At 68.4% G+C, this 18,835-nt stretch carries 23 protein-coding genes; 10 read left to right on the top strand and 13 right to left on the bottom strand.

All coding sequences use genetic code 11. From position 1 onward, the window contains the following. Positions 1-304 precede the first annotated feature (304 nt). Positions 305-535 carry a DUF397 domain-containing protein gene (locus tag OG587_RS27290; RefSeq protein WP_329080112.1) on the bottom strand — a complete coding sequence of 77 codons (231 nt, stop codon included), beginning with the start codon at positions 533-535 and terminating at the stop codon, positions 305-307. Positions 536-613: 78 nt separating this feature from the next. Here OG587_RS27290 and OG587_RS27295 point away from each other — a divergent pair, with 78 nt between their 5' ends. From OG587_RS27295 to OG587_RS27315, 5 genes are all read left to right on the top strand, one after another. Beyond that, the gene (locus OG587_RS27295; RefSeq protein WP_329080114.1) at positions 614-895 is read left to right on the top strand and encodes a hypothetical protein; all 282 of its coding nucleotides are present in this window, start codon (positions 614-616) and stop codon (positions 893-895) included. After that, entirely contained in the window at positions 892-1,452 is a 561-nt protein-coding gene (locus OG587_RS27300) for a DUF6879 family protein (RefSeq protein WP_329080115.1), read from the top strand. The genes OG587_RS27295 and OG587_RS27300 overlap by 4 nt, the downstream gene beginning before the upstream one ends. Further along, positions 1,388-2,245: a helix-turn-helix domain-containing protein gene (locus OG587_RS27305; protein WP_329080116.1), complete on the top strand. Its 858-nt coding sequence runs from the start codon at positions 1,388-1,390 to the stop codon at positions 2,243-2,245. Before OG587_RS27300 ends, OG587_RS27305 begins: the two co-directional genes overlap by 65 nt. Positions 2,246-2,429: 184 nt before the next feature. Further along, on the top strand, positions 2,430-2,696 hold the full coding sequence (locus OG587_RS27310; RefSeq protein WP_329080117.1) for a hypothetical protein: 267 nt from the start codon (positions 2,430-2,432) through the stop codon (positions 2,694-2,696). Positions 2,697-2,825: 129 nt separating this feature from the next. Beyond that, positions 2,826-3,014, top strand: coding sequence for a hypothetical protein (locus OG587_RS27315; protein WP_329080119.1), 189 nt, complete (start codon positions 2,826-2,828; stop codon positions 3,012-3,014). Positions 3,015-3,510: 496 nt separating this feature from the next. Here OG587_RS27315 and OG587_RS27320 read toward each other — a convergent pair whose 3' ends face one another. Next, positions 3,511-4,011 (bottom strand): ATP-binding protein, encoded by a 501-nt coding sequence (locus OG587_RS27320; RefSeq protein WP_329080121.1) that lies wholly within the window; start codon positions 4,009-4,011, stop codon positions 3,511-3,513. 354 nt (positions 4,012-4,365) lie between these two features. On the opposite strand from OG587_RS27320, the gene OG587_RS27325 reads away from it, so the two are divergent. Genes OG587_RS27325 through OG587_RS27335 form a run of 3 tightly spaced genes read left to right on the top strand, consistent with a single transcriptional unit; the run spans position 4,366 to position 5,904 of the window. Next, a complete protein-coding gene (locus tag OG587_RS27325) occupies positions 4,366-5,223 on the top strand; it encodes a helix-turn-helix domain-containing protein (protein WP_329080124.1) in 858 nt (285 codons plus the stop codon). Beyond that, positions 5,220-5,456: a DUF397 domain-containing protein gene (locus tag OG587_RS27330; RefSeq protein ID WP_329080126.1), complete on the top strand. Its 237-nt coding sequence runs from the start codon at positions 5,220-5,222 to the stop codon at positions 5,454-5,456. The genes OG587_RS27325 and OG587_RS27330 overlap by 4 nt, the downstream gene beginning before the upstream one ends. Positions 5,457-5,472: 16 nt before the next feature. After that, a complete protein-coding gene (locus tag OG587_RS27335) occupies positions 5,473-5,904 on the top strand; it encodes a DUF397 domain-containing protein (protein ID WP_329080127.1) in 432 nt (143 codons plus the stop codon). An 11-nt stretch (positions 5,905-5,915) separates the two neighbouring features. On the opposite strand, the gene OG587_RS27340 is transcribed toward OG587_RS27335, so the two are convergent. Beyond that, positions 5,916-6,419 carry a LysR substrate-binding domain-containing protein gene (locus tag OG587_RS27340; protein WP_329080129.1) on the bottom strand — a complete coding sequence of 168 codons (504 nt, stop codon included), beginning with the start codon at positions 6,417-6,419 and terminating at the stop codon, positions 5,916-5,918. Here OG587_RS27340 and OG587_RS27345 point away from each other — a divergent pair. Both OG587_RS27345 and OG587_RS27350 read left to right on the top strand, forming a co-directional pair. Beyond that, positions 6,342-7,481 carry a thiopeptide-type bacteriocin biosynthesis protein gene (locus OG587_RS27345; protein ID WP_329080131.1) on the top strand — a complete coding sequence of 380 codons (1,140 nt, stop codon included), beginning with the start codon at positions 6,342-6,344 and terminating at the stop codon, positions 7,479-7,481. The two genes, OG587_RS27340 and OG587_RS27345, sit on opposite strands and share 78 nt — an antisense overlap. Positions 7,482-7,491: 10 nt before the next feature. Next, complete coding sequence (locus OG587_RS27350) at positions 7,492-8,538, top strand: phosphotransferase (protein WP_329080132.1); 1,047 nt, start codon at positions 7,492-7,494, stop codon at positions 8,536-8,538. Between the two features lie 27 nt (positions 8,539-8,565). Here OG587_RS27350 and OG587_RS27355 read toward each other — a convergent pair whose 3' ends face one another. The 10 genes from OG587_RS27355 to OG587_RS27400 are packed head-to-tail and all read right to left on the bottom strand — an operon-like array spanning position 8,566 to position 18,680. After that, complete coding sequence (locus OG587_RS27355; RefSeq protein WP_329080133.1) at positions 8,566-9,756, bottom strand: DegT/DnrJ/EryC1/StrS family aminotransferase; 1,191 nt, start codon at positions 9,754-9,756, stop codon at positions 8,566-8,568. Continuing rightward, positions 9,753-10,733, bottom strand: coding sequence for a phosphotransferase family protein (locus OG587_RS27360; RefSeq protein ID WP_329080134.1), 981 nt, complete (start codon positions 10,731-10,733; stop codon positions 9,753-9,755). Before OG587_RS27360 ends, OG587_RS27355 begins: the two co-directional genes overlap by 4 nt. Before the next feature lie 31 nt (positions 10,734-10,764). After that, complete coding sequence (locus tag OG587_RS27365; RefSeq protein WP_329080135.1) at positions 10,765-11,769, bottom strand: Gfo/Idh/MocA family protein; 1,005 nt, start codon at positions 11,767-11,769, stop codon at positions 10,765-10,767. Then, positions 11,766-12,395, bottom strand: coding sequence for a hypothetical protein (locus OG587_RS27370; RefSeq protein WP_329080136.1), 630 nt, complete (start codon positions 12,393-12,395; stop codon positions 11,766-11,768). The genes OG587_RS27365 and OG587_RS27370 overlap by 4 nt, the downstream gene beginning before the upstream one ends. Further along, on the bottom strand, positions 12,392-13,933 hold the full coding sequence (locus OG587_RS27375; protein ID WP_329080138.1) for a glycosyltransferase: 1,542 nt from the start codon (positions 13,931-13,933) through the stop codon (positions 12,392-12,394). The genes OG587_RS27370 and OG587_RS27375 overlap by 4 nt, the downstream gene beginning before the upstream one ends. After that, entirely contained in the window at positions 13,920-14,771 is an 852-nt protein-coding gene (locus OG587_RS27380) for a glycosyltransferase family 8 protein (protein WP_329080140.1), read from the bottom strand. The genes OG587_RS27375 and OG587_RS27380 overlap by 14 nt, the downstream gene beginning before the upstream one ends. A gap of 20 nt (positions 14,772-14,791) precedes the next feature. Continuing rightward, positions 14,792-15,826, bottom strand: coding sequence for an NAD-dependent epimerase/dehydratase family protein (locus OG587_RS27385; protein ID WP_329080141.1), 1,035 nt, complete (start codon positions 15,824-15,826; stop codon positions 14,792-14,794). A 21-nt stretch (positions 15,827-15,847) separates the two neighbouring features. Further along, entirely contained in the window at positions 15,848-17,023 is a 1,176-nt protein-coding gene (locus tag OG587_RS27390; RefSeq protein ID WP_329080143.1) for an adenosylhomocysteinase, read from the bottom strand. Between the two features lie 2 nt (positions 17,024-17,025). Next, complete coding sequence (locus OG587_RS27395) at positions 17,026-18,048, bottom strand: hypothetical protein (protein ID WP_329080144.1); 1,023 nt, start codon at positions 18,046-18,048, stop codon at positions 17,026-17,028. Then, a complete protein-coding gene (locus OG587_RS27400) occupies positions 18,045-18,680 on the bottom strand; it encodes a hypothetical protein (RefSeq protein WP_329080147.1) in 636 nt (211 codons plus the stop codon). The genes OG587_RS27395 and OG587_RS27400 overlap by 4 nt, the downstream gene beginning before the upstream one ends. Between the last annotated feature and the right edge of the window lie 155 nt (positions 18,681-18,835).

Genomic DNA, 18,835 nt, shown 5'->3' on the forward strand with positions numbered 1-18,835 from the left:
GGGAGATGGAAAGAAGGGCAAGCCGTGTCGTGCTGGTCGATGAGCCAGGTCGCAGCGTCGCTGGCTTGGTCGAACGAGACAACGATGCGATTGTGCGGCTTGAGTAGCCAGTCGCACAATCTCATGGGCGGAAGGGGTGAAGATAGAAATTCGGGATGAAATGGCCTGCGAATGCCCTCGCCGTTCAGGTAAGACGCCGCCTGGCCCGCCCATGTATATCCGTGAAAATGATGCAATGTTCCTCTCCCTATACGACTAACGGCCTTGCCTGTGGTAGCACAGGCAAGGCCGCATTGCGGGGATGCTAGATCAGGCCGCCGATGCCGTCGCGCAAAGCGGCCAACTCGGCACCGTTGAACAGGAGCGTTCCCGCTCCATGGTTCTTGCTGTCGCGCAGAGCGAAGACGCCGTCACCGACGACGGCCATCTCCGGGCACGCCTCGCCCTCGCCGTCGTCGTCGTTCGACCCGCCGCAAGGAATGCGGGTGAACTTCGCGGCGGACAGGTCCGTTTTTTCGTACAAGTCGGGTGTCATGAGCGCACCTCCACGTGATGGGATCAACCTGCCCTGACATTAGGAATCGGCTGACAAGCCAGTCCATGAAGGTTGACGATGTTGCGAGGGGAAGTCACGATCGCCTCGGAAGTCCGCAACATTCCGCACCACGAGAGTGGGGAGCCGATTATGCGCCTGACGTTCATGGGTAAAGATCCCGACAGTAACCCGACCGGATCACCGACCGTCTACCGAACCGACCGTGGCAGCTGGGTTGTGCAGGGCTGGGTCGTCACCGACCCGGAAGCCCTCGCCCAGATGGACATCCCTCCAGGGGAGATCGCCTGCGAGATCCCCGACCGAATGCTTCAGTTCTTCTTCACACCCGCAGGCCCATGAACATCTCTGATGACGCGTTCGAGGAGCTGTTGACCGGCTTCGAGCACAGCGCCGTCCACCTGGAAACGCGGGACGCCTACGGCACCTCGGTGGAACTGCCCTATATGGCCAAGTGGGCGGCCGGAGAGCCGGATGACCTGGAGTGGCTACAGGGCTGGTGCGCCACACTGCGCGAACACGTGAAAGCAGGCAAGACGGTACGAAGGGCGCGTATCGTGTCGGAGCCGCTGAGCGACTATCAGCGCTGGTCGTACAGCATCGCTCATCCGATGGTGGAAGCAGGCGAGGACATCCGCTGGGTTCCTCGCCGTCTGGTCTCGTCGACGCCCCTGCCGGGCAACGACTTCTACCTGTTCGACGATAGCCTGGCGGTGTTCCTCCACTACGCTGGCAACGGCCTGGGAAGAGCGAAGGTGACTTCTACGGATCCAGGCGACATAGCGCTGTGCAAGAGCGCTTTTGAGACCGTCTGGAAGTTCGCGATCCCCCACAGTGAGTACACGCCAACTTATTCCCGCTCAGCGGGCCGCCGAAGCCCTCGGACAGCGCCTTCGTGAGATTCGTACGGGCGCCAACTTAACCGGACGCGTCCTGGCGTCCGAAACGGGTTGGCATTACACCAAGATCAGCCGCATGGAACACGGGGGCAAAACTCCCACAGAGGAGGAGATCCGGATCTGGTGTCGGATCTGCGACGCCGAGGACCAGATTCCGGATCTTATCGCCACCGTTCAGTCAATCCAGTCCATGTACCAGGAGTTCCGGCGTCAGACGCATTATGGTATGAAGCGCCTGATGCAGGTGCATGTCCCCCTGTACGAGCGAACTTCACTATTTCGGATCTATGAGCATAATGCGATTCCCGGCTTGTTCCAGACGGCCGACTACGCAGCCGCGATGCTCTCGTTCTGGATCTCGTTTCTCGACACCCCGAACGACCTGGAAGCCTCCGTGGTCGCCCGCATGGAGCGTCAGCGGGTCATCTATCAGGCGGGCAAGCATTTCAGCGTGCTCATAGAGGAACAGTCCCTGCGGACATGGTTCGGTACGGCCGAAGTGCAGGCCGGACAGCTTGACCGCCTGCTCACCGTCATGTCGTTGCCGACGGTCTCGATCGGCATCATCCCTATGATGATCGAGCGGCCCTGTGTGTCGTCCACCGGCTTCTGGATCTTCGATGACGAATTCGTGTGCCTGGAGACACCGACTGCGAACATCGAAGTCACCCGCCCTTCCGAAGTCAAGTTGTACTTACGCATGTTCGGTCATCTCGCGAGCGTCGCTGTCTACGGGAAGGCCGCGCGCCACATCATCACTTCAGTTGCGCAGGAACTGCCCTCCACGAAATAGCGCAACATTCCGCAACTTCCTGGTTCGGGTGAGGTGCCGTTTCTACGGTCGGTGCATGGCGATCGGACGGACAGCAGCAGAGCCTCTCACTGAGGAACACGGGAGCGATGAGGTAACCGACGCAACGGCAGAGGAGCACGACGGGTCCTTGGGCGTTGTGCGACGGCTGCTGAGGGAGCGGGGGGTGAATGCCAAACCCGTCCACAAGATCAGCTTGAAGCTGGCCGAGGACGGCAGACCGCTGCCTCTGGGGCGTTGCGCGCGGCACGCGCCCGAACTGGTCGTCCACGGCAATGCGGGAGCGATCATCGGTACGGTGACTGTGGGGTTGCGTTCGGGCTGTTACCTGGTGTCCCTTCGGAACGGTCCCGACCTGCAGACTGTCAGGCGTGAGCATCCCGAGAAGGTCGCGAACCTGATTCTCACAGCACAGTCTGGCGAAGGGGTATGACGGAGGATCAGGGCGCAGGCCTCTCCGTGATCGAGTGGCAGGGGGTCTGAGTCCGGTGGCAGCCTGGAGTACGGCTATATCGGAGGTCTTCGTTTCTTCGTCCTGGACAAGTCACGCGACCGCATCGGCGTGGCCTGCTGGGACCTGTCCATCAACCTCCCCGGCCCAAAGGGACTTCTCGTCAGGCAGGCAGGCATCAGCTCCAGGGCCAAGGCCGAGCGACGGGCCATGCAGGCCCTGGCGGAGTTCACGAAGCGGTGGAACGAGATCGCTCGTGATGTTGAAGAGGCGTTGAGCGCCGCGACCAGGACCGTCTGAGACTCCCCCCGGTCGCAGGTGCACCGTCACCATCCCTTACGTCGCGGAGGGCGAGGGAAGGGAGCGGCCAGGGGGTTCGACGCCGAGAAGCAGGACAGCCGGGCACGTGCCGGACCGGAGTCGCCGTACGTCTGAGAAATCACGTACACCGGGTCGGGAGATGACGTACCCGTGAAGCCATGCACAGTCCCCGGCACAGATGCCGGGGACTGTGTCATAGAGGGAGGTCGGGCGGCTACCTCCTGAACCTCGGGGCCGGGAGGAGGGCGAGGGGCCCCGTAGAGGCCGGGGTCTCAGCGGAGGTGGCCATGAAACCGTCGCGTTCCGTCGTGGCGGGGGTAGGGGAGGCCGGCGTCCCGGACGAGGGTGGGATCGGGTCCGTGGACGCCGGCCTCTGTGTACGGCCCACGCTCGGCACGGGGGAGCCGTCGGCGTGGACCGGCTCCGGGTTCAGGGGAATCGGGGGACGATTCCGGCTGCCCGGAGGTCGGGGAGGTTAGGGCTGGTGAGGCCGGATGGGGAGGTCGAACCAGACGCCGGTGCCGAGTTGGCCGGTGCCGCACAGGCGGGTCCATTGGGTGCCGCAGCGCCCGTGGGTGAGTTCGGTGACGATGCGCAGGCCTCGGCCGCCGAGTTCGAGGTCGTCGATGCGCTCGGGGACGGGCGGGGAGCGGTTCAACAGGTGGTCGATGAGGGTGGTTCCGGCTCCGGCGTCGACGACCTCGGCGCGGACGGGCAGGCCGTGGTCGTGCAGGAGGCGGAGTTCGTAGGGGCCGGGGGCATAGCGGGTGGCATTGGTGACCAGCTCGGAGACCACGATCTCCAGCTCGTCGAGCACGTCGGCGGCCATGGGCAGCTTGGACAGCTGATCGCGGAACACCTCCCGGGCGCGCCGGGCAGCGTTGCCGGGAGGCAGGCACCAGGCGGTCATCCGGAAGCGGTTGCGGGGTTTGCCGTACTCGCCGGGGTCCGGGACGGGAACGCGCTCGATGAGCATCGTTGCTCCTAACGGGTGGGGCTGGGGGCAGTCCTGCGATCAGGTCGGCAGATGCTCTGCGGGCTTGCTCGGGTTTCGCCCCGGTGGGAAAGCGTGAGGTCAAGGGAGTAGCGGGACAGGCGGTGCATGGGGCGTCCGATGGAGGCGGACGAACAGCGCCAACGGCCATGCCTATCTGTGACGTCGTGAACACGTACCGCTGTCACGTCTCGATGATGCAGCGCAAGCTACTCTCTAGGCAAGTCATTCCTAGAAGAAAGACTTTCTTCTAAAGGGGATCACGTTTTCTCAGGCCATCCCGAGCACTACGCTCCCCACGAGGAAGCACGAGGAAGCGCGAGGAAGGAGGTGGCCATGCCCGTCGAACCCACCCCGCGACGCCGACGCCTGGGTGCGGAACTCAGGCGCATCCGTGAGGCCCTCGGCTGGACCCAGGAGGAAGCGGCGGGCCACCTCGGATACCAGTCCCTCTCAACGGTCAGCAAGATCGAGAACGGGCTGCAAGGGCTCAGGATCCAGCAGCTTCCGCACTTCTTCGAGGTCTTCGGCATCACTGACACCGCCCTGCGGGAAGAACTCCGCGACCTCGTACGCCGGGCCGGTGAAGCGGACTGGTGGCAGCGCTACGAAGGCGTGGTCGACGACCCGCTCGGCGACTACCTCTCCCAGGTGGAGAACGCCAATGCCCTGTTCGTCTTCAACCCTCTCGCCGTCCACGGACTGCTTCAGACCCCCGAGTACGCCCGTGCGGTGACCGAGGGCAGCCGCGTTTGGAAGACCCCCGAAGACATCGACCACTTCGTAGCGCTACGTCTGGAACATCAGCGCGCCATGCTGGAACGCCGAGTCCCGCTGAAAATCTGGACTGTGCTCCCCGAAGGAGTGTTGCGCCAGGAAGTCGGTGAACGTGCCTGTATGCGCGCCCAGATCGAACACCTGATACACCTCGCCCGTACCAACCCCGCCGTCACGATCCAGGTCCTGCCGTTCTCCGCCGGAGCCCACGCGGGAATGGACGGCCCATTCATGCTCATGTCGTTTCCCGCCGGTCGCGACCTCGTGTGCATCGAGTCCCTGCGCGCCTCCCTGCACCTGAACGAACCCGAAGTCGTCGAGCTCTACCGCACCACCAGCGACCTGCTGAAGTCCGATGCCCTGTCGCCGAAGGCGTCGATACCGCTTCTCACCACGATCGCCAAGGACCTCTCATGAACAAGAACACCCTCGACCCCGACTGGGTGAAAACCCAACTCCGCGACGCCCGCTGGCACACCAGCAGCCTCAGCAGCGGCGGCACCAACTGCGTCCAGATCGCCTTCCTGGAACGGGGCCTCGTGGCCCTGCGCGACTCCAAGGATCCCGAGAAGGCCCCGCACCTGTTTACCGACGCCGAATACGACGCCTTCACTGGCGGCATCGAACGCGGCGAACTCCGACGCCCCTGACGAGGAAGGCGATTCAATGACCGACGAGCAGGGTTGGATCACCAGCAGTTACACCGGCAGCGGCCAGCAGTGTGTCCAGATGAGACCGGCTCCGTTCGGGGTTGCCATCCGCGACTCTAAGAACCCGGACGGCCCCAGGCTGCTCTGTAGCTCCGACGCCTGGAAATCCCTGCTGACCGAAGCGCGGAACGGCTCCTACGACCTGCCCGCGCACCTCCCCGGAACACCGTCCCACCTGCCCAAACCGGCAGTCGCAGACCTCGGGCTGAGCGCCGCCGAGTGGCTGTCCACCTCCAACCCCGGCGACATCCACCTGTCGATCGCGTTCGTTGACGATCACATAGCGATGCGTCTCATCCCCGCAGCGGAGACGCTCGTGTTCACTCCCGGCGAGTGGAACGCCTGGCTTTCCGGAGCCAAGGACGGCGAATTCGACCAACTCGCCTGAGCTGCCCAGGCTCATTGCTTTCGCCCGACGACCGATGCGTGCAGGGCCGAGCGGGCGGCCAGTACGGCGGGGTGTCCTCCGGTGCCTCGTCGGTAGGCCAGGCGGGTTCTCCGCCGGGTCGGCAGTGCCGTCAGCACGACGTCGGGCGGGGGCGCGAGCAGGCCGAGCTCCGGGATGAGCGCGACGCCCTGGCCCGCGGCGACGAGGGCGAGAACGGTGCCGAAGTCGTCGGCGTGGTGACGGACCCGGGGGGTGTACCCGGTCGCCTGGCAGGCGCGGACGGTCATCGTGTGGCAGAGCGTGCCGGGGGTGCCGGCGATCCAGGGCGCGTCGCGGTGGGCCTCCAGCGGGTCGCCGGTCAGGGCGGCCAGATAGACGGTCTCCTCCAGCAGCGCACCGAGCACCCCGCGGCCGACCTGCTCGTCGCCGACGACCTGGTGGCCGACTGGGGCGGCGGTCTCTACGAGCCGGAGACCGAAGCCTTCGGCGGCCCGGAGAGCATGGCCATCGCTCATGAGGTGTTCTGCGCCGACAGCCCCGCGGCGTTGGCCCAGACCGGCAGCCCCCTCGCCAAAGAGCGCGGCATTCTGCTGCTGTCCACCATGAACCGCGCCGCCGGTCTTGACCCGTTCGAGATCGGCGACGTGTGGGCGAAGCTCGCGAACCACCGCCCGCCGATCGACCCCTCGGACGCGGCTCGCCGGGCGGCGGCGGTCACTGCCATGCGGCGCCTCATGAACGCCGACGCCGCGCAACGGGAGACCACCGAGCCGGGCTGGGCCGACCGTGTCGCCGCGTTCGAGGACGCCGGCCGTCGCCTGGCCCGGTTCGCGACCGGCGGGCACCTGAGGCGAGGACTTCGCGCGGTGCTCGCCCATCACGCGATCTTCGCGTTCAACCGCGCCGCCGTACCCGTGGCCGAGCAGGCCGCGACAGCCTGGCTGGGCCGGCACGTCGCCTTCGGAGATGACGAGCCGGCCACCGTGTTCACCAGCCGGTCCGCACCCGTAATCCCTACCTTCGAGAAGATGGAGACCACCATCACCGCGACCGTCGATCCCACCGAACTGCGCGAAGCCATGGTGGCCGGGTTCACCGACTCCGGCCACCTGCGCACCCCCGCGATCATCGAAGCGTTCCGGGAGATTGAACGCCACCGGTTCATCCCCGAAGCCGACGTCGAGGCTGCCTACGCCGACGACGCCGTGTCGGTGAAGCACGACGAGACCGACGAGATGATCTCTTGCATCTCCGCGCCGTCCATCGTCGCCACCCAGCTGGAACAGCTGGGCGCGCAGCCCGGCCACAAGGTCCTGGAAGCCGGGGCCGCCACCGGCTACAACGCGGCCCTCCTCGGACGGCTCGTCGCCCCCACCGGTCATGTGTGGACCGTGGACGTCGATGAGGACCTGGTCAACAGCGCGCAGAAGAACCTGGCGGCGGCCAGCCTACCGGCCAGTCACGAACCGGCCGAGATAAGCACGGTGTCGGGAAGGACAGCCACCTCATCAAAAAGCTCTCAGGTGGGTGGGACATTCAGAGCGAAGAGGGCGGCGACGCGGGCGGGGCAGGCGTAGCCTGCTGCACGTGACTGCTGAGACGACAGAGACCCGACGTCACGACGTCTCCGATGACCTTCCGCTGCTCAGCGAGGCTTTCCGGCTCGGCCGGATTACCGATCTTCGGTATCTCTCCGACGGGCTGATGAACCGCAACTGGCGTGTCCGCGCTGAGCGCGGAACGTATGCGTTGAAGGAGATCCTCGACGTGGCGCTGCCGATCGCGCGGCGTAACCTGCGTGTTCTGGTGATCCTCACCGCTGAGGGTATGCCCGTGTGCTCACCGGAGGTGAGCGTCGACGGCGACGTAGTCGTTGAGATCGGCGGTCGTGGCTATTGCCTGCTGCCGTGGGTGGACGGCGTCCACCTGCGGGGCACCGAGTTGTCGCTGGACCAGTCCGCCGACCTGGGTGTCCTGCTCGGGCAGATCCACCAGCGGCTGAACCACCTCCCGCCTGAGGCCGGGCTGCCGGAGGCGACTGCCGCCCTGCGAGCTAAGGTCACCGACCCGGCGACCGCCATCGCCGAAGCGAACCGCTTCCTGGCGGTGATCTCCTCGCTGGACGCTCCGCAGCCGTTCGACGTGGCGGCGGCCGAACTGCTGGAACAGCGGACGGTCCTCATCGACAAGTACGGGGCGCAACGCCCGACCGGTGAGGTGCCAGCGGGGCCAGTCGGGTGGACACACGGGGACGTCCAACACCGCAACATCCTGTGGCGGGACGGGGCGGTCATCGCGGTCCTCGACTGGGATCGGATCCGGGCCCGGCCGTTCGCCGAGGAGGTCGCGCGCACCGCGACAGTCCAGTTCGGCGGCGAGAGCGGACACCTCGACCTGGAGCGGGTCGCGGCGTTCGTCGGCGGCTACCGCAGCCTGGTGCCGCTGCGGCGGGAGGATCTCGCCGACGCGGTCGAGAGGCTGTGGTGGAAACGCATGTCGGATTTTTGGCAGCTCGACTACCACTATGACCGGGGCGACCACGGCCCTGATGAGCTGTTCCTGTCCGCCGAGCGGTTCCTGCTCTGGTGGACTGAGCGCCGGGAAGAGGTTCAGGCCGCGTTCGCCACGGCCTGAACCTTTGGTGTCACGGGCGGGGCGGGGTTACGCGTCGCCCAGGGTGCGGGTCAGGACAGAGACCAGGGCGGCACCGACCTGCCCCATGTAGTCGGCCGCGGGCACGTCCGGGATCTTCAGCACGAGCATCTGCCTGCGCGCCTGGTAGTAGTTCGCGAACTTCTCAGGCTGCGGCGGCCGGTACTGGCCTCGCAGGTGCGGCCAGAAGCGGCGCAGCAGATCCGGTTGCTGCAGCAGCGGCGTGGTCAGCCAGTCGAGGTATGGCAGGCGCAACGGGATGCCTTCGGCCATGCACGTGGTGCGGAGCGCCTCGGGGTCGGTGACGGTTCGGGTGATGGTCAGCGGGGTTCCGTACCAGCCACGCACCGACCCGGACCCGACCGTGGGAACAGTTACCGGCAGGGAGTGACCGTCGATGATCTGCAGCAGGGTCGTCAGGTTCTCCTCGGAGGCGGCCATTCGCTCGGGAAGGGTCCGCAGTTGCTGCAGGGCGATGACCGCTGAAAGCGCCGGCATCCGGAACTTGTACAGCGCCCCGGCGTCGACCAGGGGCAGCAGGTCGGGCAGGGACAGCTCGGCGGCCAGCCGGTGCGGGTGGTGACCGAGGGTCAGCGCTTGTTCGTAAACCCGGTGGTCGGACGTCGTCATGATCCCGCCCTCGCCACCGGAGACAGCCTTAGCCTCTTGGAAGCTGAAACATCCCGCCGCGCCCCACGCGCCGACGGGACGGCTTCGGTAGAGGGCGCCGTGGGCGTGAGAGCAGTCCTCCACGATGGGCAGGTCCGTCGCGGCGGTCAAGTCGTCCATGGGAGCGGGGATTCCCCACGCGTGGGTGACCATCGCCGCTGAGCAGTTCGGGGCTGCGCCGGTGAGGGCGGCGACCGCCAGGTGGGTGGAGCCCTCTTCGATGTCGCCGAATACCGGGAAGCTACCCGCGTGGAACGCCGCGGTGATGGCCGACATCCACGTCATCGGGGACATGGCCACCCCCGCGTCAGGGGACGCTCCGACGGCATGCAGCGCCGCGTGCAGGGAAGCGGTGCCGGAGTTGAACGACAGCGCGTAGCGGGTGCCGACCAGGCGGGCGGCGGTGTCTTCCAGCGCGGCGACCGTTGGGCCTCGGCGGGTTTCCGACAGACGACCACTGTCCATGACCGCGGAGACGGCATCGCGTTCAGGCTGGCCGTACTTGGGGCGGCGCGGAAAGGGCAGAGTCACTGCGGGGATCCGGCCTGCTGGGGCGGAGACGGGACGGGACATGGCGGCTCCTTGATCAGGGAAGTGGGTGTGACGAGCGGAACCAGGCGGGGCGTGCCGTCGGCCACGTCGGCCAGGTCAGCGCGGATCTGCGCGGCGCGCAGGCGGGCACGGGCCGGTTCGCCGGACCGCAGGTGGAGGCAGAGCAGCGCGGCGGCGATCCGCAACCGGTACAGAGTCAGCGCCCAACTGGTGGCGACCTCCGGCGGCTGCGGGAAGTAGCCGGTGAACATTGACGCCGTCAGGTCGGGGTGTTCGTTCAGGCTCCAGCCGGCGACGTCGGTAAGCGGGTCACCGCCCCGGACGGATTCGAGATCGACGAGACCGGTGACTTTCCCGTCGCAGGCGATGACGTGCCGGGCGCCGCAGTCACCGTGCAGCAGCTGCGGCGCCCCCTCGGGAAGCCGGTACAGGTGGTTGCGCAGCACCGCCTCCACGGTTCCGGTGAGCTCGCGCAGACCGGCCCCGCCCGCAGCGGGCGGGGCGTCGGGCGGCGGGGCCAGCAGCCAGTCGTGGAGCGAGCCATACAGGCTGCGTCCGGCCGGGTCGAGCCGCCCGAACCCGATGGCGGGCACGGTGTGCAGGCGGCGCAGGATCTGGCCGGCGGTGATAGCCGCACTGCGGCTGGCGGCATCCGGCGGCTGCGCGGTCACCGTGTCCTGTCCTGTGGTTTCCGGCGCCAGTGCCTGGCCCGGGCAGCGGGTTTCGACGCAGATTCGCTGGTTGTGCCAGACGACGACGGGGACGGGGATACCGGCGGCGGCCATCGTGACCGCGGCCCACGCGGTGGTGTCGTAGCGGGATCGCGGGTGGCGGGCGACCTTCACCATCAGGGCGCGGCCGTCAGCGTGGCAGGCGGTGAAAACGTGGCTGTCGGTACCGCCCGGGTGCGAGGTGAGCCCTTCAGCGGTGAGGGAGATACCAGCGGCGGCCAACACGCCGATGATCATCGCTGTGTTGGGCGGAGCGTCACCGGGAGGCATCATCGAACTCCAGGGTCGGTGGGACCGGGACGGGCTGCCCGCCGTCGTCAGCTGATGCCAGGGCGGCGTCCAGCAGCGCGATGGAGCCGAGGTTGCCACTGCCGTCCACGGCCGGGGCACCCTCGTGCAGTGCCCGCAGCATCTCCGTGATACACCCCTGGTAGCCGGGGACGGCATCGGGCAGCGACACGGCCCGCATGCCAGCGTCGCCTGCCCCGTCGGTGGTTTCCAGGGTGGCGGCGCCGTCCCAGCGGGCGGCGAACCCGGGCGCGTCCAGCCGCCACGCCCCGGTGGCGGGGGTGCGCAGGCCCGGCCCGGCGTACCCGCCCCGGTATGTGAACGTCGACCCGTCGGTGAACGTCACTGTGATCGTCGTCACCGCGCAGTGCTCGCCGAGGAACCCCAGCGGCTCCTCCCGGCACGCGACGTGGGCGGGCGGCGCGGCCACAAGGTTGCGCACCTGGTCGAACGCGTGGACAGCAAGGTCAACGGTGGCGGGCCGCGCCTGCCGGGTGCGGAACCCCGGGGACGGCAACGCGACGAACACCTCAGCGGCCACCGCGTACGGGCCACTGTGCGGGCGAACAGCGTCGCGGAACGCGAGAAAACCCGGATCGGATCCGCGGTTCTGCATCACGGCGAGGACCCGCCCGGCCCGCCGGGCGGCGTGCACGAGCCGGACCGCGTCAGCGAAGCTCGTGGCCAGGGGCTTTTCCGTCAGAACGTGCAGCCCGGCGTCCAACGCGAGCAGCGTCGTTTCCGCGTGCGCCTCGGGCGGGGTGAGGTTCACGACCACGTCGACGGGGTGAGCGGTCAGCACCTGCAGCAGCGTCGGCGCCCGGACGGCGCCCAGGTCGAACCGTGCGGTGAGCCGTTCAGCGGCGGCCGGGTCGGGGTCGACAACGGCGACGATGGTGATGCGCGGGTCCGCCGACAGGATGCGCACCCACCGGGAGGCGATGGCGCCGCACCCCACGATGACGGCCCTCACGCCTGCCCCCTGGCGGTGGTGTCGCACGGGCGAAACCAGGTGAGGTGCTCCAGCACCGCTGCGGTCAGCTTCTCGATGGGGCCAGCCGCGTCAAGGTCAATCCGCAGCGGGGTGAGCGGGTAACCGGCGAAGTGGGCCGCGAAGTGGCGGGCGAAGTCGGGATCGTAGTAGATCGGCGGCATCCCGGTGCGGGTCGCGGCGCGCGCCGCGAGTACATCGTGGCTGGCGTGCAGGAAGAACGTCACGTCGGGCACCGCGACCTGCCCGGCGACCCGCTGGCGGTCGACCATGGTCCGGGCCGCGACGTCAGCGTTCAGGCCCTGCAGCCGGCCGACGGCGTGCAGGTGCGCCAGTAGTGTGTCGGCGGTGCGGTCGAGGATCACGTCGCCGCCCTGAGCGGTGGCCTCGTCGACCAGGGCGCACCGCAGTGCTTCGATCTCCAGGTGGAGGGTCAGCGCGTCCAGCTGCTCCTGTTCGGTGCGGGCCAGCGGGACGGGCAGACGGGACGGGTCAGGGACGGCGTGGTAGTAGCAGGGCACGACCGGCACGCCGCCGCCTCTGGCGGCGACAGCCGCCGCCAGGGTGGTTTTGCCGGTACAGCTCACACCCTCAAATCCGATGATCACCGGGGGTCCTTTCCGTTTCGGGGGTCGACGACTGTCCGGGAGTTGGCTTTCGGAGCGAAAGGTCCGGCTGGGCGACCGGCGACGGTACGGGCGACGGCCTGCCACGGGCCGATACTGCGCAGCAGGTACGCGGCCAGCACTCCGGCTGATCTGCGGGTGATCCCACCCGCCGTCAGGGGTTGCCTGTCGGCTCTGGTGAGCACGACGACCGGCACCGCGACCCCCCACGCCAGGGCCGCTATCGCGGCGGTACGGACCGGTGGCCGGTGTCGGCGGTCAACGGCCACCAGCAGGCACGCGGCCGTCGCCGGGCTCGCCGACAGCCACGCCGCCCCCCGGTAGAAGCACACGGCCAGTGCCGCGACGTGCGCGGCCATGCTGCCGCTCCCGGCGGCGCGGGCCGCCCGGGCGACCTTCGGGTAGTCCAGGTTGCACTGGAACCAGCGGCGGCTCTGCGCCAGGAGCTCCCGCACGTCCTCCGGCGCATCAGCCACAAGGGTGACCGGCACCGACTCGACGGGGATGCGTTCCATCGTCAGCCGGTACCCGAACGGCACATCGTCCAGGACGGTGAAGTCCGGCAGCCCGCCGAGGTCAGCGAACACATCACCCCGGACGAACAGGCCATGCCCGACCAGCTGGGACACCCCCGCCCGCACCGCGTCCCACCATGGCAGGCGACCGGCACGGCCGATCATCTGCCCGTACCGGCGGACGTAGGGGATTTCCCGCCGCAGCGTCCACAACGTCTGCAGGTCAGCGGCACCCCGGCAGATCATCCGCTCCCATGCGTGGGGGCTGGTGGCACGGGTGGTGTGCCGGGCTGGTTGCTGCAGAACAGCGGGAAGGGCCCCGTCGGCGGCCCGCCGGTGGCCGATGAACGCCAGCGTGGCCGCCATCACCTCCGGGGTGGGCCGCGAGTCGACGTCGTAAACCGCCACGTAACTCTGGCTGTCCGCGTCGAGGTGCGTGACTGCGTGGTTGACCTGCGCGGCTTTACGCCCGTCACCGGGGTAGTGCACGTGCCGGACGGCGGCACCCCGGTAGCGGTCACCCTCGAGTTCACGGGCGACAACATCGCGGGTGAGCGGGAACCGGCCCAGCACGGTTGCGGCGTGCGCCCGCGTCAAAGCGTGGCCGGGCGCGGCGGCCTGCGCGGCCACTACGGTGTCGAGCTCGGCGGCGGTCAGCTGCGGGAACCGGCGGCCGGTGACCGGCTGGTCCCCCTGCTCCGCCAGGAGAGCCGCCAGGTGTTGCCGTTCGTGTTCTTCCCGCGCGGTGGTGACCACGGTGAGCGTCGAGCCTGGCATCCGCTCCAGCAGCGCCGTGAACCACTCCAGCGCGGCGGCGACATGCTGCTGCTCCCGCAGCACCGGGACAATCATGTGTACTGGAGTGTCCGTCATCTCCGCCTCGGAGACCGGTTGGGCGAGCCACTCCAGGCTCCGGCGAAGGTGCCGTAGTCCGGCGACGTGCCGGGCGGCGACCGCCGCAGCGAGCCATCCCGCCGCCCACGGCCGGGTGTTAGAACGTCGCATCGGCATCAACCTCAGCCTTGATCGTCTCGGCGTGGAACCTGCGGTAGGTGTCTCGCAGTGGCCCGGCCGGGTACGTTTCCGCCCACGGCTTGTCCGGTCCGGCGAAGTGCAGGACTACCGCTGATGGTTCATCGGCCAGCAGAACCTCCAGCGGCATCACCGGTTCAGCGTCGGCGTGGTAGTAGCCGCCCCGCTCAACCAGCGGCGACAGGGCGAAGGTGTTCCACTGGCGCTCCAGGCGCAACCAGTCGTCGGCGAGCGCCCAGTTCAACGCGTCCTGGTCCCACAACCTCACCATGTCGGGGTGGTCGGTCAGGAACCGGTGGGAGCGTTCGAAAACGCCTCGTCGGCGGCATTCGGCTACATCCAGCAGCATCACGCCGCTGTTGAAGTACTCCCGCCCGGCCGGAATGTTCAGCTCCCGCCACCCCGGCAGGGCGATCCCGGAGCCGATGACCGGGTTTTGCGGGTCGCGGACCGCGGCGACCGGTGCCCCGCCCAGCGGGTGGCGCAGCAACGGCCGCAGATCACCCAGGACGAGCGTGTCGGAGTCGAGGTAAAGCACCACGGGTTCGTCGTCGATGACATCGCCGATGGCCAACCGCAGGTAGACGGCGTCGCTCACCCACCCCGACACCGGGTAGCCGCTCGATCCGGCGGTGACCTCCCGCAGTTCGACCTGCAGGTGCAGGCGGTCCGCGTGCCAGGAGATCGCCCTCTGGGCGTTGGGGTTGAGGGCGTGGTGAAGCACGATCAGCCGCAGGCCATCCGTGTCGGGGTGCGCGGTGGCCAGCGACTGCATCAGCACACACAGCGGCCGCGTGTAGCGCTCATCCACTCCGCAGACGATGGGTGGCGTCATGACCGGGCCGCCGCGGACAGCGCAACGGTGGGAACGCTTGCGTCGGGACCGGCGGCCCACCTGACGGTGCGGGCCAGCCCGTCGGCGAGGCCGACGCGCGGGCTCCAGCCGAGCAGGTCCCGCGCCAAGGTGATGTCCGGGCAGCGCCGCCGAGGATCATCGGCGGGCAGGTCGACGAACCCGATGGGCGAGGCTGAGCCGCACAGGCGGCGGATGTGGTGGGCGAGCTCCAGCATGGTGATCTCCTCGGGGCTGCCGATGTTCACCGGGCCGCTGTGCTCGCTGGCCGCCAGCGCGAGCAGCCCATCGACGGTGTCGGCGACGTAGCACAACGAACGGGTCTGGCTGCCGTCACCGGCGACGGTGAGCGGCCGACCGGCGTGAGCCTGAGCGATGAACGCCGGGACGGCACGCCCGTCGTCCGGGCGCATCCGCGGACCGTACGTGTTGAAGATCCGCGCAATGGCGGTGTCTGTTCCGCTGTCACGGCGAAACGACGCGGTCAGGGCTTCGGCGTACCGTTTGGCCTCGTCGTAGACACTGCGCGGCCCGATCGGGTTGACGTTGCCCAGGTAGCTTTCCTGCTGCGGGTGCTCCAGCGGGTCGCCGTACACCTCCGACGTCGATGCCAGAACGAACCTCGACTGCTTGGCGCGGGCCAACTGCAGCGCCTGCAGCGTGCCCAGCGCACCCGTCATGAGCGTCAACAGCGGCAACCGCAGATAGTCACGCGGCGAAGCGGGCGAGGCCAAGTGCAGAACGGCGTCGACCGGCCCGGTGACGTCGAACGGCGCGGTGACATCACAGGTGATCAGCTCGAACGCCGGGCTGCGCATCAGCTCGGTCAGGTTGTCCAGCCGGCCGGTGATCAGGCTGTCGACGCCGACGACCTGGGCGTCAAGCTGGGTCAGCCGCTCGCACAGGTGCGAGCCGATGAAACCGGCGGCGCCGGTGACGACGACGCGGCGCCGGGCGAGGGACAGCGCGCCCGGGAAGGCGGCGCGACTGAGGGGGGAAGAGCAGGGGTCCATCGGTCTCCTTGTCTGAAAACGTCAGGCATTCGCGGTGACAGCGGGGGTGTGGAAGGCGTCCATCCACGCGGCGGCGATCGACGCCCGCACCTGCGATGACACCTCGTACAGGCCGGGGTCGTGCGGTTCGGACATCAGATGAGCCAGCGCGGCGATGATCTCCGCTTTGACCAGGTGAATGGAGGGTCCGATCGCGGAGCTGTGCAGGAAGTTCACGGCGTTGCCGTCATTGAGCAGGTGGAAGTGGCCTTCGGCGTGGCGGTAGCGGACGACGCCCGCCGCGACGTCTTCCCGGTGCAGGAGCGGACCGGCGCCGGCCAGGTCCAGCTCGTCATCGCGGGAGGTGACGGTAGCGACATAGGCACCGTCACGCAGATGGAGCAGGTTCCCGGCGTTCAACGCGCGGTTACCGGTGGCGCAGAACACCAGGTCAGCTGCCTGCAACGCGTCGGTGAGGGTGGCGGCCCGCCCGTAACCTAACGCGATCGCCTGAGCTTGGCGGACCGGGTCGGTGTCGATGACGACGACCCGCACGTGCCGGCCGTGCAACGCCCGGGCGATTCCAGCGCCGATCTTCCCGAATCCGATCACGCACGCCTGACGGCCGGGCAAGATCTCCCCCAGATCACGCAGGATCGCCTCGGTGGAGAACACGATGGCCTCACCGGCCAGGCAGTCCTCGGCCTCTTTCAGGGGGCTTCGGGCGACGCTGTAGACCGGCACCGGCAGCGTGTCCAGCCGCAGGTAGCGTTGCAGGCCGTTCTCGGTGTCTTCGACCACGCCGAGGATCCGCCCCGAGAAGGCGGCGCACACCTCCGCCAGGGCGGGCGCGAAGTAACCACCGATGTCCAGCAGCGCCAGCGATCGGCCTGCGGCCCGCTCTTCCAGGTAGCGCAGAAGCCAGCGGGGGTCGGCGAACAGCTCACGGTCCAGGACGTCACACCGGTACACGGAGCGGACCTGCTCCAGCAACACACCGTTGATCGACTTGGGTTTGGGGAGCACGGCCGCGACCGGAGACAGCTGAGTGAGTGCTGGCAGGAAACTCACCTGACCGGGCAGCAGGTGAGTGATCACCAGGCAGGTGGCGTCACCCGTGGGTAGCCCTCCGGCAAGCTGGGCGAAGAAAGCTTCCGCCGGCGGCAGCACAAGCCCAGCGGCCGATCCCCTCAGCGGATACAGCGAGGGTATGCTCATGGTTACTCCTTCGTGGAGGGCAGCGCGAGCGGCGCCTGGTAGGAGCGGACTTCCTCCGCCGTGGTCAGACCTGCCGCGTGCAGGTCAGCCAGCAGGGCGCGCTCGACCGTGGGGACGACGGCGCGGGCCACCCGGGCGTCGTGCCGGGCACCTGCGGCGAGGACCGCCATGATCAGCGGGCGGGCCAGTGCCGCCCGGTCGGCGCTGGGATGAACGAGCACCTCAGCCAGCAGCGCCTCGGCCGGTTCCTGTGAGCTGACGTGAATCAGCGGGTAGATCAGGGCGGCCGCCTGTAGTTCCCCGTCGGGGTTGGCCACACCGACCAGGCCATCGGTGATGAATCGCTCATCGGCGCTCCATCGCCGGTAGGTGCCTGCGGCGACCACAAGCTCGTGGGTGGGGTGGACCGCGTGATACAGGCGGCCCAGCGCGGCGGCATCCGCCGTGTCCAGGACCCGGACGTCCGCCCGGTCCACCACCGGCGCGGGAACGATCAGGGTGTGCAGCAGGGCGGCGGTGGAGTGCAGACGCCACCCGGCCCGCTCGAAGAACGCGCAGCCATGCTGGCGGGTCGCTGGGATCCCTGCGGTGAGCAGGACCGTTTCACGATCAAGCAGGCACGCGTTGACCTGCTCCAGCAGGGCCGTGCCCAGCCCGTGTTCTTGCCGGTTCGGGGTGACCACCGGTCCCCACAGGCGGGCCGGTGCGCCGGGTCCGGAGGGGTAACGCAGGGCAGCCGCCGCGACCAGGACACCGCCTGCGGTACGGGCCAGAAACATCAGCGTCGGAGGGGAATCCGCGAAGGGTCGCAGCTGGGACCGCACCAGGGCTGCGGTCACCGGCCGCTGATCCGGCCAGCCGCATATAGCGGCGTAGCCGAGGCCCGCCAGCTCTGTGTCCAGGGGCGTGCCGGGCTGATAGGCGGCGATGCTGACCGGCAACGTCACCTGTTCCTTGGCCGGGTTGCGACGCAGCGCGCCGAAGGGATGGGCGTAGCCGACTGCCGAAGTACAGCTGTTGCTCAACGTGCCTCCTTGAGGGTGATCAGAGATTCGAACAAGTTCGGATGTTCGAGCACCAGCCGAGTCGACAGGCAGCGGGTCCGCAGCAGCTCCTGCAGCGCACGAACGGCCTGAGTGTCGGGCAAGGTGCCGTCACGGGCGGCCCGGCGTAGCCCGAGCAGCCGGGGAAGCCGCGCATCGAGTCCGGCCAAGCCGACTGGCTCACGGCCGAGCCAGGCGGTGAATCGCGCTTCGGTCATGACCTCCCACAGCACGACGTCCTGCCACGCCCCGTCAGGGCCTGCAGCGGTGACCAGATGCGGGATACGGCATAGCCGAAGCCGCGGCAGGGGTGGCTGCAGCGGGCTCATCACCCACGCGCCGCGCAGGCCACGCTCGCGTCGTACCTTGTGCAGGTGCTTGGCGAAGGCGAGCGCGAGACCGGCTTGGGCCAAGGCTGCGCCAGCCGGAGCGACAGCCACGGCGTCAACCCAGGAGCGGCGGGCAACGCCGAGCGCGACACGCACCGCGGCGGCCGGATCGTGCTCCTCGTACCAGACCCAGCGCCCCGTCGTGCTGCCGGTTACGACCCCCGGGCCGAACAGTTCGGCCGCGTCGGCGGCGGTGAACCACCGCTCCCCCTGCTGGGTAATCAATTGCTGGCCCCTCCATCGCACCTTGCGCTCGCACCGTCACGTTCTGGTCTCACTGCTGAGTGAAGAACTCAACGACCTGACCGACTAGAGCTTTCGGTATTGGATGGTTTTGGATCCTCGGGGCCAAGTGCGATGCGAGGGGATGGGCATGCCGA

This window comes from Streptosporangium sp. NBC_01469, from assembly GCF_036227305.1.
Taxonomy (GTDB): domain Bacteria; phylum Actinomycetota; class Actinomycetes; order Streptosporangiales; family Streptosporangiaceae; genus Streptosporangium.